Below are 18,188 nucleotides of genomic sequence, written 5' to 3'. Positions count from 1 at the left end.
GTGGCTACAGCACCCCCAGTTGCAGCTCGGGGGTATAGTCGCCCTCCACTTCCTTTACGATCGCCTGGCCGGCGATCACCCGTTCTCCGTCGAAGGTGAGCGTGGGTGCGCCATGCAGTTGCCATCCGCGGTTGAGGGCTTCGGTAACCCGGTGACAGAAACTGCTGTCGTCCGGCCCGGTCAGCAAACGGTAGAGTTTCATCGACCGACGCCTTTCAGGAAGAAACGGTTCTGGCCCGACTGGACAGGCTAAAAAGACGCGGACCGAACACGTTCACTGCCAAGCCTGCAAGCAGGACGGCCCCTCCGGTCCACTGCCAGAAGGTGAGACGCTCGCCGAGAAACAGCGCCGCCGACAGCACACCAAAGAACGGCACCAGCAGCGAATACGGCGCCACCACATTGGCCGCATGCCGCGCCAGCAGACGGCTCCACTGTCCGTAGCCGAAAAGGGTGGCGATCAGGGCGAGGTAGAGGATGGCGAACAAGCTGCGCAGGGTGACGATCTCTGCCCAATGGATGGCGTCCGCCTCCAGCCAGGCCGACACCGCCAGAAAGGGCACGATGGGGAAGAGGCTGGACCAGACCACCAGACCCATCATGTCCGGCTGGTGACCGGCACGGACGATGCCCCGTACCACCACGTTGGAGAGCGCCCACGACACCGCAGCCGCCAGGGTCAGCACAAACCCCAGCCAGGGCAGTTCACCCACGCCGATGCCACCGATGCACCATAGCCCCAGTCCACCGATGAGCAGCCCGGCCAGCTGGTAGCGGGTAAAGCGCTCGCGCTGCCAGGCAAAGGCGATCAGCAGGGTGAAGAAAGCCTGCGACTGCAGGACGATCGACGCCAGCCCGGCGGGCATGCCCACCTTGATGGCGGTGAACAGGCAGGCGAACTGGCCAAAGCCCACGGTCAGCCCGTACAGTGCCAGCCACCGCCAGGGAATCACGGGGCGGCGCACGAAAACGAGGCCCAGCCCGGCCGCCGCCACGAAGCGCAGCCCACCGAGAAGGAAGGGCGGTACGCCCGCCACGCCCCACTTGATGACGACGAAGTTGAAGCCCCACACCGCAACGATCGCCAGTGCGATCAGCCTGTCCTGCCAGTTCATGCCTGCTCCTGTTCGCTATGCATCCGCTACCCTACCGCGCCTAGCCATGGCCGACCAGTCACAGCACTCCGGCGGGGTTATGAGCACAGTGTTCCGGCCGATGCACCCGCTGTGTCGAGGCCGGATGGCGGTCAAGCGCCGCGCCCTGCCGGGACGGACGCTGCAGCAAAACACCGCCGCAGTTGGGGCAGCGTCCCTGCATCTGTGCGGCACACGCCCGGCAGAAGGTGCATTCGAAACTGCAGATGAAGGCGTCTACGCTTCCAGCCGGCAGGTCGGTGTCGCAGCACTCGCAACCAGGTCGCATTTCAAGCATCGCCGCGCTCCTTAAGACTGGCCAGCACTTCCGGTACCGTGGCGATCCGTGCGAAGCGGCCTTCCAGCACCAGTTCGGTATGTTCGCGCAGCGCCTCGGCCGTGTGCCGTCTGCCGGTACGCGGGTGGGTCATTGCGAACGTCAGCGTGGCTTCGGTGACGAAATCCACCTGGTAGCCCAAGTCGGAGGCGACCCGGGCGGTAGTCTCGCAGCACTGTTCGGTGCGGATGCCGCAGATAATCAGGTGGTCGATACCGCGCTCGGTCAGCCACGGACCGAGTCCGGTATCGGTGAAGGCATTGTGGACATGCTTGGTAAAGCGGGCCTCGGCGTTGGTGGGCAGCCAGTCCAGCGGCCTCACCAGTCCGCTGGCGGCAGAGAATGGCCCCTCGCCTTCCTCATGAAAGACGTGCACAACCGGCACGCCATGCTGACGGCAGCCGTCGATCAGGGCCAGCAAGGCCTGACGGAAGGCCGGCACGTCGGTTTCGTCCCAATAGGGGCGATGAAGGAAAGAGGCCTGGACATCGATCACGATGAGGGCAGAATGCGCCATGGCGGGCTCCTGGGGTATTGTCGATCGAGCCTTGATTCTGCAGGACACCACTGTACGGCGCGAGGCAGGCTTCGGCCAACCTCGGGACCGATCACGCCAGTTCCACAGACCCCACTAGCAACTGCGGTCGCGCCATACCGTGTAGAGCGACAAAAGCAGCAGTGCCAGCGCGATCAACCCCATGCCCGCCGCTTCGGAGGAGGAAGGGTGCTCGCCCAACCATAGCCAGGCCATCAGTACCGCTACGGCCGGAATCGCCAGGATGTTGAGCCCGGCCATACCGGCAGACAACCGGGCCAGCAGCGTCATCCACATCCACCAGCCCAGCCCCCCGGCCAGCACACCCGAGAAAAGCAATACGCCCACCAGCGTCCAGGATAATGTCAGTGGCTGACCAGGAAAGAACGGCGCCAGCAGCACCAAGGGCACCGTGCCCCACATCATCTGCCAGAAGGTGAGACCGAGCGTATCCACGCGGTGGGCCAGACGCAGTTTCTTGGCCACGATGACCGACAAGGCCCAAACCAGTCCGCCGGCGATGGCCAGCAGATCGGACAGCCAGCTGCTGCCCAGCGCCCAGGGCTCCAGGATCAGCATCAGCATCAGCCCGGCAAACGCCAGCAGCACGCCCAGCCATTGCGGCCACGCCAGGCGTTCGTGCAGCCAGAGTCTGGCCAAAAGCAGCGTCCAGAACGGCATTGTGTAACACAGCACCGACACCTTGCCCGCACCGCCGGCCACCAGCGCAAGGTTGGTCAGCAGCACGAAGCCAGCGGTCTGCGTCAGCCCCAGCCAGAAGGTGGGCCACAACGGCGTCGGCCGCAGGGAGCGGCCACTGGCCACCATTATCGCCGCCAGCGTGATCAGCGCCAGCAGGGTGCGCCCCAGCGCCAACTGGAAGGCAGACGCTTCGGCCAACCCGATCTTGGTGACGACCCAGTTCGTCCCCCAGAAGAACCACAGCAGAAACAGCACGGCCAAGCTGGCCAGACGCGAGGAAGCAGGCATGACGGGACAGGGAAAAGGACAAACAAAAACGGGCCGGTCACCCGGCCCGTCGCACCATTTGGATCAGGCTTCCAAGTTCTTGGAGACGATCTCGTAGACGTCCCGCGACAGGGGGGCGGCCAGCAGCCGCTCCAGCGAAGCCTTCATCAGTGCCTGGCGGCCCGGCTCCAGCTTCTTCCAGCGGTTGAAGGCGCGCACGATGCGGCTGGCCACCTGCGGGTTGAAGGCATCGATGGCGAGCACCTGCGCCTCGAGGAAGCGGTAACCGGAGCCGTCGGCAGCGTGGAAGTGCAGCATGTTGTTGCCGAAGGTGCCGATCAGGCTGCGCGCCTTGTTGGGGTTGCGCAGCGAGAACGACGGATGGGTCAGTGCGGCCTCCACCGCATCCAGCGTGCCCGGCAGCTGGCTGGAGGCAACCAGTGCGAAGTACTTGTCCATCACCAGCGCCTCGTCCTTCCAGCGCTCGGCAAAGGCGGCATAGCACGCCTGCCGCTCGGCGCCGTCACGGTCGCGCAGCGCCACCATGGCTCCCATCTGGTCGGTCATGTTATCCGCCGTCATGCACTGCTTGCGGGCCGCTTCGGCCGGTGCGATGTCATCCAGACGGCACAGCATGGCCAGCGCCAGGTTCTTCAGCGCGCGCTTGCCTGCGTCCTGCGGCCGGTATTCGCGCGTCTGGTTGAGGTCGTAGGCTTCGCGCCACTCGCCGCGCAACGCACGCGCCAGCTCGTTGAGGATGGCTTCACGCACGGTGTGGATGACGCCCGGATCGGCCACATCCACCATCTCCAGAATCTCGCCTTCACCCGGCAGGGTTAGCATCAGCGCCTTGAAGGCCGGATCGGCCGCGTGGTCCTTCAGGACCGCCCGGAAGGCCTCGACGAAGGTCTGCGGCAGCTTGAGCACCTGTCCGGCCCGGGCGGCGTCGATCAGGCCGCGCAGTACTCGCTCGGCCAGCATTTGCCCGGCTTCCCAGCGGTTGAAGCTGTCGCTGTCATGCGCCATCAGAAAGGCCAGCTCGTCGTCACGGCAGGCAAAGTTCAGCTTCACCGGCGCGGAGAAGCCACGCAGCAGCGACGGCACCGGCTCGGAGGGTACGTCCACGAAAACGAAGCTTTCCTCCGCCTGCTTGATGTCCAGCACGCGTGTAGTCCCCAGAGCAGCGGCCTCGCCAGCCAGGCGCAGCGGCAGATCGCGTCCATCCTCCCCCACCAATCCCAACGCCAGCGGAATGTGGAACGGCTGCTTCTCGGACTGGCCCGGGGTGGGGGGGCAACTCTGCTTCACGGTGAGGGTGTAGGTGCGGTCCACCGTGCTGTAGCGACCCGTCACGTCCAGAACCGGCGTGCCGGCCTGGCTGTACCATAGGGCGAACTGGTCCAGGTTGACGCCGTTGGCATCGGCCATGGCCGCCCGGAAGTCATCGCAGGTCACCGCTTGGCCATCATGACGACGGAAGTACAGGTCCATACCCTTGCGGAATCCCTCTACGCCCAGGAGCGTCTGGTACATCCGCACCACTTCGGCGCCCTTCTCATACACCGTCATGGTGTAGAAGTTGTTCATCTCGATGTAGGAGTCGGGGCGGATGGGGTGGGCAGTGGGGCCCGCATCCTCCGGAAACTGCAGGGCGCGCAGGTGCTTGACGTCCTCGATGCGCTTGACGGCACGGCTCGTCATGTCGGCCGAGAACTCCTGGTCGCGGAATACCGTCAGGCCTTCCTTCAGGCTGAGCTGGAACCAGTCGCGGCAGGTGACGCGGTTGCCGGTCCAGTTGTGGAAGTACTCGTGGGCAATGACGCTTTCAACACCCTCGAAGTCCGCATCGGTCGCGGTGTCCTGACGTGCGAGCACGTACTTGGTGTTGAAGATGTTGAGGCCCTTGTTCTCCATGGCCCCCATGTTGAAGTCGCCGACTGCCACGATCATGTAAATGTCGAGGTCGTACTCCAGGCCGAAGCGCTCCTCATCCCATTTCATAGCGTGCTTCACCGCCTCCATGGCGTGTTGCACCTTGTCCTGATCGGCCGGTTCAGTCCAGATTTCCAGCGCCACCTCGCGCCCGGACTGCGTGACGAAGCGGTCCTTCAGGGCCACCAGCCGCCCCGCCACCAGCGCGAACAGATAGGAAGGCTTCTTGTACGGATCCACCCATTTCACCCAGTGCCGCTTCTTGTCGACCATGCCCTCGCCCACCTTGTTGCCGTTGGAGAGCAGCACCGGGTATTTCTGACGGTCGGCCACGATGGTGGTGGTGAACTTGGCCATCACATCCGGCCGGTCAAGGTAATAGGTGATCTTGCGGAAGCCCTCGGGCTCGCACTGGGTGAAGAGGTTGCCGCCTGAAGCGTAAAGCCCCATCAGCGAGGCATTGGCCGCCGGGTCCACCTCGGTTTCGATTTCCAGGATGAAGCTGTCGGGCACGCCCAGCACGGTCAGCGCCTCGGCCTCCGGCCGCAACCGGTCTTCGGCCAACCTCTCCCCGTCCAACACTACAGACAGCAGCACGGCCGAACCATCCAGCCGCAGATCGGCCACCGGCGCCGCGGCCGGGTTTCGGTGCATCACCAGACGAGACTGCACACGCGTGCGCGTCTCCTCGACGTCGAAAGTCAGGTCGACACGGTCGATCAGGAAGGCGGGGGCGTTGTAATCCTTGCGGTACTTCACTTCGGGTTGTGCAGACATTGCGTTCACCTTGTTCATGGAGGGAGGGACGGGCTCAGGCATCCAGCCAGCGAGCCCCATCCGCTTCGGGCAGCAGGCGGCAGGTGTCGGCTGCCGCGCTCTGCAAGGTCAGTTCGGTTTCGATGAGTTCGTCACGACGGAAGGCGTGCACGCGCACCACATCGCCGGGCCGGTAGCGCGCCAGCTGGCGGTCGAGGTCCCCGGCGCGCAGACCATCCAGCGCCATCAGCACGTCACCGCCCGACAGCCCCGCCTTTTGCGCGGCCCCGCCATCCAGGACATGGGTGAGCTTCACCCCCGCGCTGTCGGGCACGGCCCGGATACCTAGCGACAGCCGCGGCGGCAGGTCGTTGCGCTCGGCCACCACGCTGCCACGGTCGCCGCCATTCTGGGCGGGCGCCAGCCACATCTGCACCCCTTGCGTCGCCAGCAGGCCCGGTAGATCGAGGTCTTCAGTGCTGCGCAGAGCCCGGTCAAAGAAGGATCCAAGCTCAAGACCGCTCACTTCCGACGCGATGCGTTCCCACTCGTCCTCCGCGAGGCCCCGGCCATCCTGCAGCCACTTCTGCCACAGGGCACGCATCACGTCGTCCAGCGACCGCTGGCCGCCGGTGTCGCGGCGCAGGGTCAGGTCCAGCGCCAAGGCCACCAGTGCCCCCTTGGTGTAATAGCTCACCTGGCTGTTGGGGCTGTTCTCGTCCTGACGGTAATACTTGGTCCAGGCATCGAAACTGGCGTCCTCCAGGTTCTGCTTCAGGCGGCCGCTGCCGCGTACCACACCGGTAATATTCTGCGCCAGAAGACCGAGGTAGCGCTTCTTGTCGATCAGCCCGCAACGCACCAGCGTCAGGTCGTCGTAATAGGAGGTCACACCTTCAAACGCCCACAGCAGTCGGGTATGACCCTCTCGGCTCAGGTCGTAGGGCACGAAAGCGGCGGGTTTCATCCGCTTCACGTTCCAGCTGTGGAAATATTCGTGGCTGATCAGGCCGAGCAGTTGCAGGTAACCGTCGGAGATGCCTTCGGCGCCCTCGGCAGGCAGATCATCACGGCCCGCCATCAGCGCCGTGGAAGAGCGATGCTCCAGTCCGCCGTAGACCCCGTTGCCCACGAACAGCATGAACAGGTAGCGCTCGAAGGGTGCAGGTTGGCCGAAGAGCTTGATCTGCCACTCGCAGATCTTCTTGGCGTCGCGCACCAGGCGCTTGAGGTCGGCCCGGAAGCGCCCGGACACCACGAATTCGTGCGGTACGCCACAGGCCTTGAAGGTTACCCGCTCGAAGCGGCCCATCTCTACCGGGTGATCCACCAGCTCGTCGTAGCTCTCGGCCCGGTACACTCCGAACCCGGTTTTCTTGCGTACATCCACCGGGGTCAACGTGGTGGCTACCTGCCACTTGTCGAGGGCGGTGTCCGGCGAGGGAAGAATTTCGACCTCGCACGGATCGCATTCATAACCATCCACTATAAAAAACACGCTCGTGCCATTGAAAAAACCACGCTCGCCATCAAGATAGGCGCCACGGACCGAAAGATCGTAGGCGTATACCTCGCAAGTCAGCGTCAGCGGTCCCTTCACCGGTTCTGCCTGCCAGGTGTGCTTGTCCAGCTTCGTCAGGGCCACCGGCCGCTGCCCGCTCTCGGCCCGTACAGTGACGATGTGTCGGGCAAAATCCCGGATCATGTAACTGCCGGGGATCCAGGCAGGTAGCCGGAAGAGCTGTCCCTTCTTCGCAGGCTGACGGACAGTCAGTTTCACTTCGAAGAGATGCGCCTGCCAGGACAGCGGGCGGATGGCGTAGCGGACCGGAACAGTCATGACAAGAGCACTCCGACATACGAAAAGACCGCAATTCTACCACTCGGCGCCGCCGGTGACAGGGACAGGGGCCGTTTGATCCAAGTCAAGGGCGCGGGGGCGCATGCCAATATAATGCCCCCGGTAGGGCTCCGCCCCGCGTGGAGCTTTGCTTTGATCTTGAAGAGGAAGAATGACACACCGGGGGCTTCGGGACGTGAAATCAATTGGCTCGGAAGGGGCAGTTGATTTAAAATGAGATGTTAAAACAGTGTGGGAAAAGCGCTTGCCAACCAAGCCCTTACATAGGGGCGCTCCGCGAGGGGCAGCAGGCTTAAAACAGAGCCTTGACACATCTCAAGACCCGATTTCCCCGCAGCCCGAGGCGTTCAGACCGGCCGGCCGTCCAGCCCGCCAGACCCGCCGCCGCCGCGCTGCCACGGTTTGTAAGTTCTAAGTTTCGCAACCTTGGAGAAAACCTTAATGGAAACGCAATCCACTTATAACTATAAGGTGGTGCGCCAGTTTGCCATCATGACCGTAGTCTGGGGCATAGTGGGCATGCTGGTGGGCGTGATCATCGCGGCCCAGCTGGTATGGCCGGACCTCAACTTCGGTCCGTGGCTGCACTTCGGCCGCCTGCGTCCGCTGCACACCAACGCCGTGATCTTCGCATTTGGCGGTTCGGGCCTGTTCGCGACGTCTTACTACGTCGTGCAACGCACCTGTAACGTCCGTCTGATTTCCGACAAGCTGGCTGCCTTCACCTTCTGGGGTTGGCAGGCAATTATCGTGCTTGCGGCCATCACCCTGCCGCTGGGTCTTACCACCGGCAAGGAATATGCCGAACTCGAATGGCCGATCGACCTGCTGATCACCATCGTTTGGGTGGTTTATGCGATCGTGTTCTTCGGCACCATCGCTATCCGCAAGGTGAAGCATATCTACGTGGCCAACTGGTTCTACGGCGCCTTCATCCTGGCCGTGGCCCTGCTGCACGTGGTGAACAGCCTCGAGATTCCGGTCTCCATGTGGAAGTCGTATTCCATCTATGCCGGCGCAGTCGATGCAATGGTTCAATGGTGGTACGGCCACAATGCCGTAGGCTTCTTCCTGACCGCCGCCTTCCTGGGCATGATGTACTACTTCGTGCCTAAGCAGGCTGGCCGTCCCGTCTACTCCTACCGTCTGTCGGTCGTGCACTTCTGGGCCCTGATCTTCACTTACATGTGGGCTGGTCCGCACCACCTGCACTACACCGCGCTGCCTGACTGGACCCAGTCGCTCGGCATGGTGTTCTCGCTCATCCTGCTGGCTCCGAGCTGGGGCGGCATGATCAACGGCATCATGACCCTGTCCGGCGCATGGCACAAGCTGCGCACCGACCCGATCCTGAAGTTCCTGGTGGTATCGCTGTCCTTCTACGGTATGTCCACCTTCGAAGGCCCGATGATGTCGATCAAGACGGTGAACGCCCTGTCGCACTACACCGACTGGACCATCGGCCACGTTCACTCCGGCGCACTCGGCTGGGTAGGCTTCATCACCATCGGCTCGCTGTACTACCTGCTGCCCCGCCTCTTTGGTCGTGAGCAGATGCACAGCGTGAAGCTGATCGAGGCGCACTTCTGGCTCGCCACCGTAGGTACCGTGCTGTACATCGCCGCACTGTGGATCTCGGGTGTGATGCAGGGCCTGATGTGGCGTGCCCTCAACCCGGACGGCACCCTGACCTACGCGTTTGCCGAAGTCGTGAAGGCTACCTACCCGTACCACTTCGTACGCTTCCTGGGTGGCACGCTGTACCTATTGGGCATGGTCCTGATGGCGTACAACACCTTCCGCACCGTGACGGCTGGCCGCGCTGTGGATGCCAAGATCCCGGCTACCACCGCTTCGGCGCACGTCTGAGCGGGATGAGGTAAGAGAACATGGAAAAGATCCAGAAACTTGTTGAAGAACGCGTCGGTTACCTGATCGTTCTGACCTTGCTCGTGATCAGCGTGGCCGCTCTCGTTGAGATCGTCCCGCTGATGTTCCAGAAGTCCACGACCGAGCCCGTTGCCGGCGTCAAGCCCTACAACGCGCTGCAGCTGGCTGGCCGCGACATCTATATCCGTGAAGGCTGCTACACCTGCCATTCGCAGATGATTCGTCCGTTCCGTGCGGAAACCGAGCGCTACGGCCACTATTCCGTGGCAGGCGAGTCGGTCTACGACCATCCGTTCCAGTGGGGCTCCAAGCGTACCGGTCCGGACCTGGCCCGTGTAGGGGGACGCTATTCCGACGAATGGCACCGCGTGCACCTGACCAACCCGCGTGACGTGGTGCCGGAGTCCAACATGCCGGCGTTCCCGTGGCTGGCCAAGAGCTTGGTCGACGCCGATGCGGTTCCGGCCAAGATGACCGCCCTGCGCAAGGTAGGTGTTCCGTACTCCGACAAGGAGATCGCCGAGGCCAAGAGTCTGGTCGAGGGCAAGTCGGAACTGGATGCGGTGATTGCCTACCTGCAAGGTCTCGGTCTTGCACTTAAGAACGTCCGTTAATCATGGATTGGGCCAATCTCGCGCGTTCGCTGTTCACGGTGTTCTGCTTTGTCGTATTCATCGTGATTTTGGTGGGCGCCTATAGCAGAAAGTCCAAGAAACGTTACGACGAGGCGGCCAATCTTCCTTTCATGGATGATGAAGACAAGGTGCAAGAGGCCGAGTCTGACAAGGCTTCCGATGGAGCTAAGCGATGAGTGATTTTGTGAATGATTTCTGGGGTGTCTACATCACCGTTATCGTGGTGGTAGGCATTGTCGGGTTGGCATACCTGCTGTTCTCCCAGTCCCGGACGACCGTCGCCAAGGGCGAGAAGGTCGAAACGATGGGGCACGTGTGGGATGATGACTTGGAGGAGTACAACAACCCCCTGCCGCGCTGGTGGATGCTGATGTTCTACATCACGCTCATCTTCGGTGCCGTCTATCTGGTGCTCTACCCCGGTCTTGGCAAGTTCCAAGGCGTCCGTGGCTGGACCTCTGTAGGCCAGTACAAGGAAGAACGTGCGCAGGCCGAAGCCAAGTACCAGCCGCTGTATGACAAGTACCTGAAGCAGGACCTGAAGGCCGTGGCGGCCGACCCGGAAGCGCAGGCCATGGGTAAGCGCCTGTTCCAGACCTACTGTGTGCAGTGTCACGGCTCTGATGCCCGGGGTGCCAAAGGCTTCCCGAACCTGACCGACCATGACTGGCTCTACGGTGGGGATCCGAGCACCATCAAGACCACCATCGATGCCGGTCGCCAAGGCCAGATGCCCGCCTTCGGCGCGGCATTCGGTGAGGAGAAGGTGAAGGATGTGGCCAACTACGTGCTGTCGCTCTCCGGCAAGAAGCATGATGCCGAGCGCGCCACCCGTGGCAAAGAAACCTTCGGCGCCATCTGCTCGGCTTGTCACGGTCCGGACGGTAAGGGCAACCAGGCAATGGGCGCCCCGAACCTGACCGACAACGTATGGCTGTACGGTGGCACCGAGAAGACCGTGATCGAAACCATCACCAACGGCCGCAACAACCAGATGCCGGCCTGGAAGGACTTCCTCGGTGAGGGCAAGGTGCATCTGCTGACCGCCTATGTCTGGGGCTTGTCCAACAACACCAAGACCCAATAATAAGTGGTGATCAGGACTGCCCGCCTCGGCGGGCAGTTTTTCCACCTTATACTTTAAATAAATATATAATATATAAGTCGAATGCTTGGCAAAGCCCGTCCACGGTTTTGCCAAGCCTTCTGCAGAGAAAGACCATGAGCGATTCATTGAAGAATATTGGCGTCAAGGTTGAACACACCCCTGCTCCGTCGGCCAAGGGCGGACAGGAAAAACAAGTGATCGAGCTGTACGAGTCACGCAAGAAGGTGTACCCGCGCAGCGTCAAGGGCATCTTCAACAACTGGCGCATCGCCTTCGTACTACTGACGCAGCTAGTCTACTTCGCCACGCCATGGCTGAACTGGAACGGCCGTCAGGCGGTACTGTTCGACCTGGTCAACCGCAAGTTCTACCTCTTCGGGCTCACCATCTGGCCGCAAGACTTTGTCTATCTTGCCGCCTTCCTGATGTGTGCGGCCTTCGGTCTCTTTACCTGGACCACGGTAGCCGGCCGTTTGTGGTGCGGGTACTCCTGTCCACAGACGGTGTATACCGAGATCATGCTGTGGATCGAACAGTGGGTGGAGGGCGACCGTAACAAGCGTATGAAGCTGGACCAGCAGCCGATGAGCTTCAATAAGCTGCGGATCAAGACCACCAAGCATGCGCTGATGATTGCCTTCTCGCTGGTGACCGGCTTCACGCTGGTGGGATACTTCACCCCGATGCATGACCTGGTCGCTGCGCTGCCCACCTTCAGCTATGGCCCGTGGGAGACGTTCTGGATCTTCTTCTATGCTGGCTTCACCTACCTGCTGGCCGGTGTGATGCGCGAGCAGGTGTGCAAGTACATGTGCCCGTATGCCCGCTTCCAGAGCGTGATGTTCGATGCCGATACGCTGGTGATCTCGTATGACGAGAAGCGTGGCGAGGCACGCGGTGCTCGCAAGAAGGGCGTGGACCCCAAAACCCTTGGGCTTGGCGACTGCGTAAACTGCAGCATCTGCGTGCAAGTCTGCCCAGTCGGCATCGACATCCGTAACGGCCTGCAGTACGAGTGCATTGGCTGTGCCGCCTGTATCGATGCCTGTGACGAAGTGATGGACAAGATGGGTTACCCGCGTGGGCTGATCCGGTACACCACTGAAAACGCGATGGAAGGCAAGTACACCGAAAGCCAAATCAAGAACCGGTTGCTCCGCCCGCGGGTAGTGCTGTACAGCCTGGTACTGGTGGCCATTGTCACAGCGGCCACCACCTCTCTGGCGATGCGCAAGCCCTTCAAAGTGGACGTGATCCGCGACCGTGCCTCTCTTGTGCGCGAGACGGACGAGGGCTGGCTGGAAAATGGTTACAGCCTGAAAATCATTAATACCTCGGAACAAACGCGCCGCTATCGCATCTCAGTCACGGGCCTGCCCGGCATCAAGCTGGAAATGGATAAGCCGGAGGTCGAGGTCAAGGCCACCGAGAACGAAACCGTGGGCGTGCGCGTCCAGGCCGACCCGCAATATGCCACCAAAGGCAGCCACGAGATCCACTTCCGCATCGAGACGGTGGAAGATACGCCCGTGGTGGTGGAAGAGAAGTCGAGCTTCATCGGAGAATAATCAGGCATGCAAAAAACTTTCCCACAGCGGCCATGGTACAAGGAGCGTTGGCCATGGCTGCTGATGGCGGGCCCGGCAATTGCCGTGGTGGCCGGCATCATCACCTTCAACCTAGCCGTCCAGTCTGACGATGGGCTGGTTTCGGACGACTATTACAAGCGCGGCAAGGAAATCAACCGGGAGTTGCGCCGCGATGAAGCGGCGACCCAGATGGGCCTGACGGCACAGGTCCTGTTCGATCCCGCGATGCAACGCGTGATGGTTACCACAACCAGCCGGACGGCCCTCCCTGACCGGCTGCGCCTGCAACTGATCCATCCGGCCCAGGATGACTACGACCAGACCATCACGCTGCAGCGCACCGGCCCCAATGCTTACGCGGGCACCGTAAAGCCCGCCAGCGCCAACCACTGGTATGTTCGTCTGGAAGACGAAGGCAATCAGTGGCGCGTGCAGGGCGAATGGAAGCCCCAGGAAGGCGCCGGGGTGGTGTTAGGCCAACCTGCGCTGGAGAAAGTGGAGTGAGGCACAGGCTTGCACTACGCGGAGTAGCCACACTGGCCGCCCTGGTCGTGACGGTATCGACTGCGGGTTGCGCAAGCAGTGCGCCCTCCCCGGGGGCGCCCAAGGGCTTCGTTCCAGCTTATCTCACTGGCAGCGTGATGCTGGCCGATAGTCACGTACAGCCGGTAGGGGGCAGCCATCTGCGCATCCGCCTCTACGACGTCAGCCGCAAGGACGCACCGCCGGCCTTGCTGGCAGAACAGCTTATGGATAATCCTCGCCGCTTTCCGGCCGTCTTCAGCCTCTGCCATGATGCACGAGAAGTCCGGCCCGGGCAGGAGTGGGAGCTGGACGGCGGCTATTATGTCGACGGTGAACTGCGCTACATGCAGCGGCTACATCTGGACGGAAGTGATATCCGGGATAAGCCGGCCCTGATTCTCAGCCCGGTGGGGCAACAGCCCACTACTCCCTGACTTATAAGGATGCAATGGCTCCGAAAGGGGCTTTTCATTTACCGTAGGCCTTTCCCTGCTACTGCCCCAGCGAGCTCCACACTGTCGGCCAGGTTGGCCGAAGCCTCTGTTCGAGACCATGCGGAAGGTCTTAATGGAGGGTACTGGCTGGAAGACATCCCGGCTCTAGGCGGCCCCATTTTACTGGTGGGAAGCTGGCGGGCTGTGGTGGTCAAGGTTTGTATCCGCTTGAAAACCCCTATCTGCTTCAGAAAAGCCTTTCCCGCCAGAAGCCCCAACTGAACGTCCCCCTGCCAAGCTATCCCTGCCAGTCTAGGTGCTGCCCGAGGCACGACCCTATGCCAAGACGCAGCGCGCAGAAGGCTACCAGCGCTGGTCCCTCAGCGCCCTCACAGCCCACGCTGCCACCGGCCCTTGCCTGCCCCTCTTTATGCACATTTTATTGGTCCCAAAACACAGTCCCAATAAGTCTCTACCTCGGCACAAGGTCGAGCCCATAAAAAACGCCCCCGACGGGGGCGTTGCAGTGCTTACCTGGAAGGCGGTTTGCTGGCTCAGCCGGCGCCTTGCATCATCCGGCGTAATTGCGCCGACAGCAGGAACAGCACCAGCGAGGCGGCCCCCGCCATGAACACGAACAGCATGAAGAAGTCGTGCAGGTTGTGGATGCTATAACCCAGCAGCGAAGGCGCTGGCAGATGCGGCTCCGGATACAGCTCGGAGAGCATGCCGGCAAACTTGTTGGCTGCGGCCTGCGACAGGAACCATACCCCCATCATCAGTCCGGTAAAGCGGGCCGGGGACAGCTTCACCACCAGCGACAATCCGATCGGGGACAGGCAGAGTTCGCCAAAGGTGTGCAGCAGGTAAAGCCCGGTCAGCCAGAGCATGCTGACCTTCACGCCGGGCTCGAGGCCGTTCACGCCGAAGGCAATGACGAGATACCCCAGCGCCAAAAAGAAGAGACCCAACGCCATCTTGACCGGTGAAGCCGGCTCGCGGCCGGCGCGCCCCAGGCGGCTCCAGAGCCACGCGAAGGCCGGTGCGAACAGTACGATGGCCACGGGATTGATCGACTGGAAAAAAGAAGCGGGCACCGTCCAGCCCAGCAGGCTGCGATCCGTCTGCTCTTCGGCAAAGAAGGTGAGCGATGCGCCCGCTTGCTCGAAGGCAGCCCAGAAAAAGATGACGAAACCCGAGATGATGAAGATGACCGCCAGCCGGCTGATCTCCTCTTGCGTCAGCGGACCGCTGTTCCGCCCTTGTGCCGCCCGGTTGGCTGCATGGCTGGGGGGCATACCGATCGGGGCCCCTTCCGGGGTGACCAAGAGACGGTTCTTCAGCAGGGTAAACAGCGCCAGGCTGACCAGCATGCCGAAGCCGGCCGCGAGAAAGCCCCAGCGGAAGTCGGCCGGATCACCGGTATCGCCCAGCGTGCCACACACCAGCGGCGCCAGCAGCGCCCCCATGTTGATGCCCATGTAAAACAGGGTAAACGCTGAGTCGACGCGCTTGTCGCCCGCAGGATAGAGCTGCCCCACCATGGACGAGATGTTGGGCTTGAACAGGCCGTTGCCGATGATCAGCCCCGTGAGGCCTGCATACATCAGCATGACGGAAGTGGCTGCCGCATCATGGTAAAGCGTGGCGGAAAAGAACAGCAGAAACTGGCCCAAGGCCATGAGCACGCCTCCGCCGAGGATGGCGCGACGGTTGCCCCAGTAGCGGTCGGCGATGTAGCCGCCGATTAGGGGCGTCAGGTAGACCAGCCCGGTATAGGTGCCGTAGATATCGGCCGCACGGGCCTTGTCGAACATGAGCGCCTTGACCATGTAGAGGACGAAGATCGCGCGCATGCCATAGTAGCTGAAGCGTTCCCACATTTCGGTAGCGAAAAGCAGGTACAGCCCCCGGGGATGCGAGGCAGAAGACATGGAGTTTCCTTGTTGTATCGTATGCCGGCCATTCACACGTCATGAGCATGAAGCGCCAACCGGTCCCAGCGTATAGGTATTAAATGCTAAATAAGGTTATCATGATTTTCTACCGACCGCTCGGTTCATTACGCTGCGCTGCAGCAAGCACAGAAGGGGGCTTGCGCCCCCCGTCGGGACGGGTATAGCCTTGACCTGCCGTTTGGCACAACCGGATCCTAGAACATGAACAGCGCTGAGCCATTAATCCGGGCAGACGTCAGCGTTTCTGCCCTTCCCGCCAGCTGGTACACCCTCGATCGCGTTCTCGCCGACGACTTCCCCCGTCGTTGATGCCCGGGCTTTTGCCCCTCACTGCCTTTCCCTTTTTCTCGATTGCATAACCGCGCTGCGCGGGCGACGCATGGCCCTGCCTGCGCGCTGGAGAGACACATGGCACGACGCATCCCCGAGCCCTTCCGCATCAAGATGGTGGAACCGATCAAGCAGACCACACCCGAATACCGTCGTGAGGCCCTGGCCACAGCCGGCTGGAACCCGTTCCTGTTGCGGGGGGAGGATGTATACATCGACCTTCTGACCGACAGTGGCACTGGCGCGATGAGTGACCGGCAATGGGCCGGCATCATGAGTGGTGACGAAGCCTACGCGGGCAGCCGCAACTTCTACCACCTGGCTGACACGGTTAAGACGGTGTTCGGCTATGCCCACACCCTGCCCACCCATCAGGGGCGCGGGGCCGAGCAGATACTGTTCCCTGAGCTCGTCAGGCGCTGTGGTAGCCAGCAACCGGTATTCCTGTCCAACTACCACTTCGACACCACCAAAGCGCATGTGGAGATCGCAGGGGCCCGCGCCATCAATGTGCTGACGCCGCAGGCGCTGGACACCACCACTCCCTATGACTGGAAGGGCGACTTTGACCTGCCAAGGTTGGCCGAAACCATCGAGGCCGTCGGTGCGGCCAACGTGGCCGGGCTGATCATTACCATCACCTGCAATAGCGCCGGTGGGCAGCCGGTCAGCATGGCCAGCATCCGTGAGTCGGCGGCGCTGGCACGCCGACACGGCATCCCGGTTATCATCGACGCGGCCCGCTTTGCAGAGAACGCCTGGTTCATTCAGCAGCGCGATCCGGCCTATGCCGGGGTGTCCCTGCCCCAGATCGTGTACGAGATGTTCAGCCATGGCGACATGTTCACCATGTCGGCCAAAAAGGACGCGCTGGTGAACATCGGGGGACTGTGCTGCTTCCGGGAGGATGAGGACCTGTTCCGCGCGGTGCAGGTACGCTGCGTGGCGATGGAAGGCTTCGTCACATATGGCGGCCTGGCCGGCCGGGACATGGAGGCGCTGGCCATCGGCCTGCGGGAAGGGATGGACGAAGGCTACCTGGCCTACCGTATCGGCCAAGTAGCCTATCTGGGTGAACGTCTGGCAGAAGGCGGGATTCCGATCCAGACACCCACGGGCGGCCATGCGGTCTTCGTGGATGCCAAGAAGCTGCTGCCGCACATCCCGGCCGGGCAGTTCCCGGCCCACGCCCTGGCCTGCGAGCTATACCTGGAAGGCGGTATTCGGGGCGTGGAAATCGGCTCGCTGCTGCTGGGCCGCAACCCGGCCACCGGCGAGCAGGAACCGTCGCCGTTCGAGCTGCTGCGCCTCACCATCCCGCGCCGTGTCTACACCAACGACCACATGGACTACATCGCCGACTGCCTGATCGACATCAAGTCGCGTGCTGACACTATCCGGGGCCTGGTCTTCGACTATGAGCCGCCGCTGCTGCGTCACTTCACCGCACGGCTCAAGCCGGTGTAAGGCAGAAGGCCCCGTCCGGCAACACAGCGCCCCCTGACGGGGGCGTTTTCATGCTTGGGACACTTAGGGCCAGGGCAGGCTCCACGGCGGCGCTTCGGCCAAGCGTGCAGCCAGTTCGGGCAGTACGAACGCCTCTCCCTGACGTGGCAGATCGGTGAAGTGCCACACCTGCCCCTGCAGGGTGAAGCCCAGACTGTAAGCATGCAGATAGGCACGGTCGGCCAGGCTGCCACCGTACAGGGCATCACCGAGAATGGGCGCGGACAGACTCTTCATCGCCACGCGCAGCTGATGCGTCTTGCCGGTAGCCGGCCGCAGCACGAATAACCGGCGGCCAGGGACGAGACTGGTACTGAAAAAGCGCGTGTCCGCCGGATGCAGCGCAGTCGGCAGCAGCCGCCACGCGCCGCCGCGCCCCTTCTCCATGTCTCCACGGACCCGGCCCTGCTTGCGTGAGGGTTTGCGGTCCGACAGGGCGAGGTAATACTTTTCCACCGTGTGTGCGGCAAACGCGGCGGACAACTCTGCTGCCACCTGAGCGCTGCGTGCCAGCACGATCAATCCGGAGGTGACCCGATCCAGACGGTGTACCGGCCACAGGGCTGGCATGCCCAGCCGGTCTCGCACGGTTTCCACCAGACCCGGCTCGTCCCCCTGCCGATGAAAGCTGACACCCGGATGCTTGGAGACGACGCAGAACGCGCCGTGCTCTGCCACAAGGTCGAACAC

The 18,188-nt window shown here is 62.3% G+C and carries 17 protein-coding genes; 8 read left to right on the top strand and 9 right to left on the bottom strand.

The features are described from left to right. Positions 1-4: 4 nt before the first annotated feature. From EV669_RS01195 to EV669_RS01165, 7 genes are all read right to left on the bottom strand, one after another. Positions 5-202 (bottom strand): DUF1737 domain-containing protein, encoded by a 198-nt coding sequence (locus tag EV669_RS01195; RefSeq protein WP_054286610.1) that lies wholly within the window; start codon positions 200-202, stop codon positions 5-7. Positions 203-215: 13 nt separating this feature from the next. After that, positions 216-1,115: an EamA family transporter gene (locus EV669_RS01190; RefSeq protein ID WP_132097668.1), complete on the bottom strand. Its 900-nt coding sequence runs from the start codon at positions 1,113-1,115 to the stop codon at positions 216-218. A 58-nt stretch (positions 1,116-1,173) separates the two neighbouring features. Continuing rightward, entirely contained in the window at positions 1,174-1,422 is a 249-nt protein-coding gene (locus EV669_RS01185) for a DUF1272 domain-containing protein (protein WP_318271287.1), read from the bottom strand. 1 nt (position 1,423) lies between these two features. Continuing rightward, entirely contained in the window at positions 1,424-1,987 is a 564-nt protein-coding gene (locus EV669_RS01180; protein WP_054286608.1) for an isochorismatase family protein, read from the bottom strand. Positions 1,988-2,101: 114 nt separating this feature from the next. Further along, positions 2,102-2,995: a DMT family transporter gene (locus tag EV669_RS01175; RefSeq protein ID WP_132097666.1), complete on the bottom strand. Its 894-nt coding sequence runs from the start codon at positions 2,993-2,995 to the stop codon at positions 2,102-2,104. Positions 2,996-3,058: 63 nt separating this feature from the next. Continuing rightward, positions 3,059-5,683: an aminopeptidase N gene (gene pepN, locus EV669_RS01170; protein ID WP_132097665.1), complete on the bottom strand. Its 2,625-nt coding sequence runs from the start codon at positions 5,681-5,683 to the stop codon at positions 3,059-3,061. Positions 5,684-5,717: 34 nt separating this feature from the next. Next, positions 5,718-7,502, bottom strand: a complete 1,785-nt coding sequence (locus EV669_RS01165) for a M61 family metallopeptidase (protein ID WP_132097664.1) — start codon at positions 7,500-7,502, stop codon at positions 5,718-5,720. Between the two features lie 462 nt (positions 7,503-7,964). Between EV669_RS01165 and ccoN the strand changes: the two genes are divergently transcribed. The 7 genes from ccoN to EV669_RS01130 all read left to right on the top strand — a co-directional run bounded on the left by ccoN (position 7,965) and on the right by EV669_RS01130 (position 13,704). Further along, the gene (gene ccoN / locus EV669_RS01160) at positions 7,965-9,392 is read left to right on the top strand and encodes a cytochrome-c oxidase, cbb3-type subunit I (protein WP_054286605.1); all 1,428 of its coding nucleotides are present in this window, start codon (positions 7,965-7,967) and stop codon (positions 9,390-9,392) included. Positions 9,393-9,412: 20 nt separating this feature from the next. Further along, entirely contained in the window at positions 9,413-10,027 is a 615-nt protein-coding gene (gene ccoO, locus EV669_RS01155) for a cytochrome-c oxidase, cbb3-type subunit II (protein ID WP_054286604.1), read from the top strand. A gap of 2 nt (positions 10,028-10,029) precedes the next feature. Beyond that, a complete protein-coding gene (locus tag EV669_RS01150) occupies positions 10,030-10,224 on the top strand; it encodes a cbb3-type cytochrome oxidase subunit 3 (RefSeq protein WP_054286603.1) in 195 nt (64 codons plus the stop codon). Then, positions 10,221-11,135: a cytochrome-c oxidase, cbb3-type subunit III gene (gene ccoP / locus EV669_RS01145; protein WP_054286602.1), complete on the top strand. Its 915-nt coding sequence runs from the start codon at positions 10,221-10,223 to the stop codon at positions 11,133-11,135. The genes EV669_RS01150 and ccoP overlap by 4 nt, the downstream gene beginning before the upstream one ends. Positions 11,136-11,269: 134 nt before the next feature. Further along, complete coding sequence (gene ccoG, locus EV669_RS01140; protein ID WP_132097663.1) at positions 11,270-12,724, top strand: cytochrome c oxidase accessory protein CcoG; 1,455 nt, start codon at positions 11,270-11,272, stop codon at positions 12,722-12,724. Between the two features lie 6 nt (positions 12,725-12,730). Continuing rightward, the gene (locus EV669_RS01135; protein ID WP_054286600.1) at positions 12,731-13,249 is read left to right on the top strand and encodes a FixH family protein; all 519 of its coding nucleotides are present in this window, start codon (positions 12,731-12,733) and stop codon (positions 13,247-13,249) included. After that, the gene (locus tag EV669_RS01130) at positions 13,246-13,704 is read left to right on the top strand and encodes a YbaY family lipoprotein (protein WP_165922673.1); all 459 of its coding nucleotides are present in this window, start codon (positions 13,246-13,248) and stop codon (positions 13,702-13,704) included. The genes EV669_RS01135 and EV669_RS01130 overlap by 4 nt, the downstream gene beginning before the upstream one ends. A gap of 554 nt (positions 13,705-14,258) precedes the next feature. Here EV669_RS01130 and EV669_RS01125 read toward each other — a convergent pair. Continuing rightward, positions 14,259-15,638 carry a peptide MFS transporter gene (locus tag EV669_RS01125; RefSeq protein ID WP_054286598.1) on the bottom strand — a complete coding sequence of 460 codons (1,380 nt, stop codon included), beginning with the start codon at positions 15,636-15,638 and terminating at the stop codon, positions 14,259-14,261. A gap of 432 nt (positions 15,639-16,070) precedes the next feature. Between EV669_RS01125 and EV669_RS01120 the strand changes: the two genes are divergently transcribed. Next, a complete protein-coding gene (locus tag EV669_RS01120) occupies positions 16,071-17,459 on the top strand; it encodes a tryptophanase (RefSeq protein ID WP_132097661.1) in 1,389 nt (462 codons plus the stop codon). A 63-nt stretch (positions 17,460-17,522) separates the two neighbouring features. Here EV669_RS01120 and EV669_RS01115 read toward each other — a convergent pair whose 3' ends face one another. Continuing rightward, positions 17,523-18,188, bottom strand: coding sequence for a TIGR01621 family pseudouridine synthase (locus EV669_RS01115; RefSeq protein WP_132097660.1), 666 nt, complete (start codon positions 18,186-18,188; stop codon positions 17,523-17,525).

Source organism: Gulbenkiania mobilis (genome assembly GCA_004346645.1).
Classification (GTDB): Bacteria; Pseudomonadota; Gammaproteobacteria; order Burkholderiales; family Chromobacteriaceae; genus Gulbenkiania; species Gulbenkiania mobilis.
This window is presented reverse-complemented; position numbering and strand designations above follow the sequence as displayed.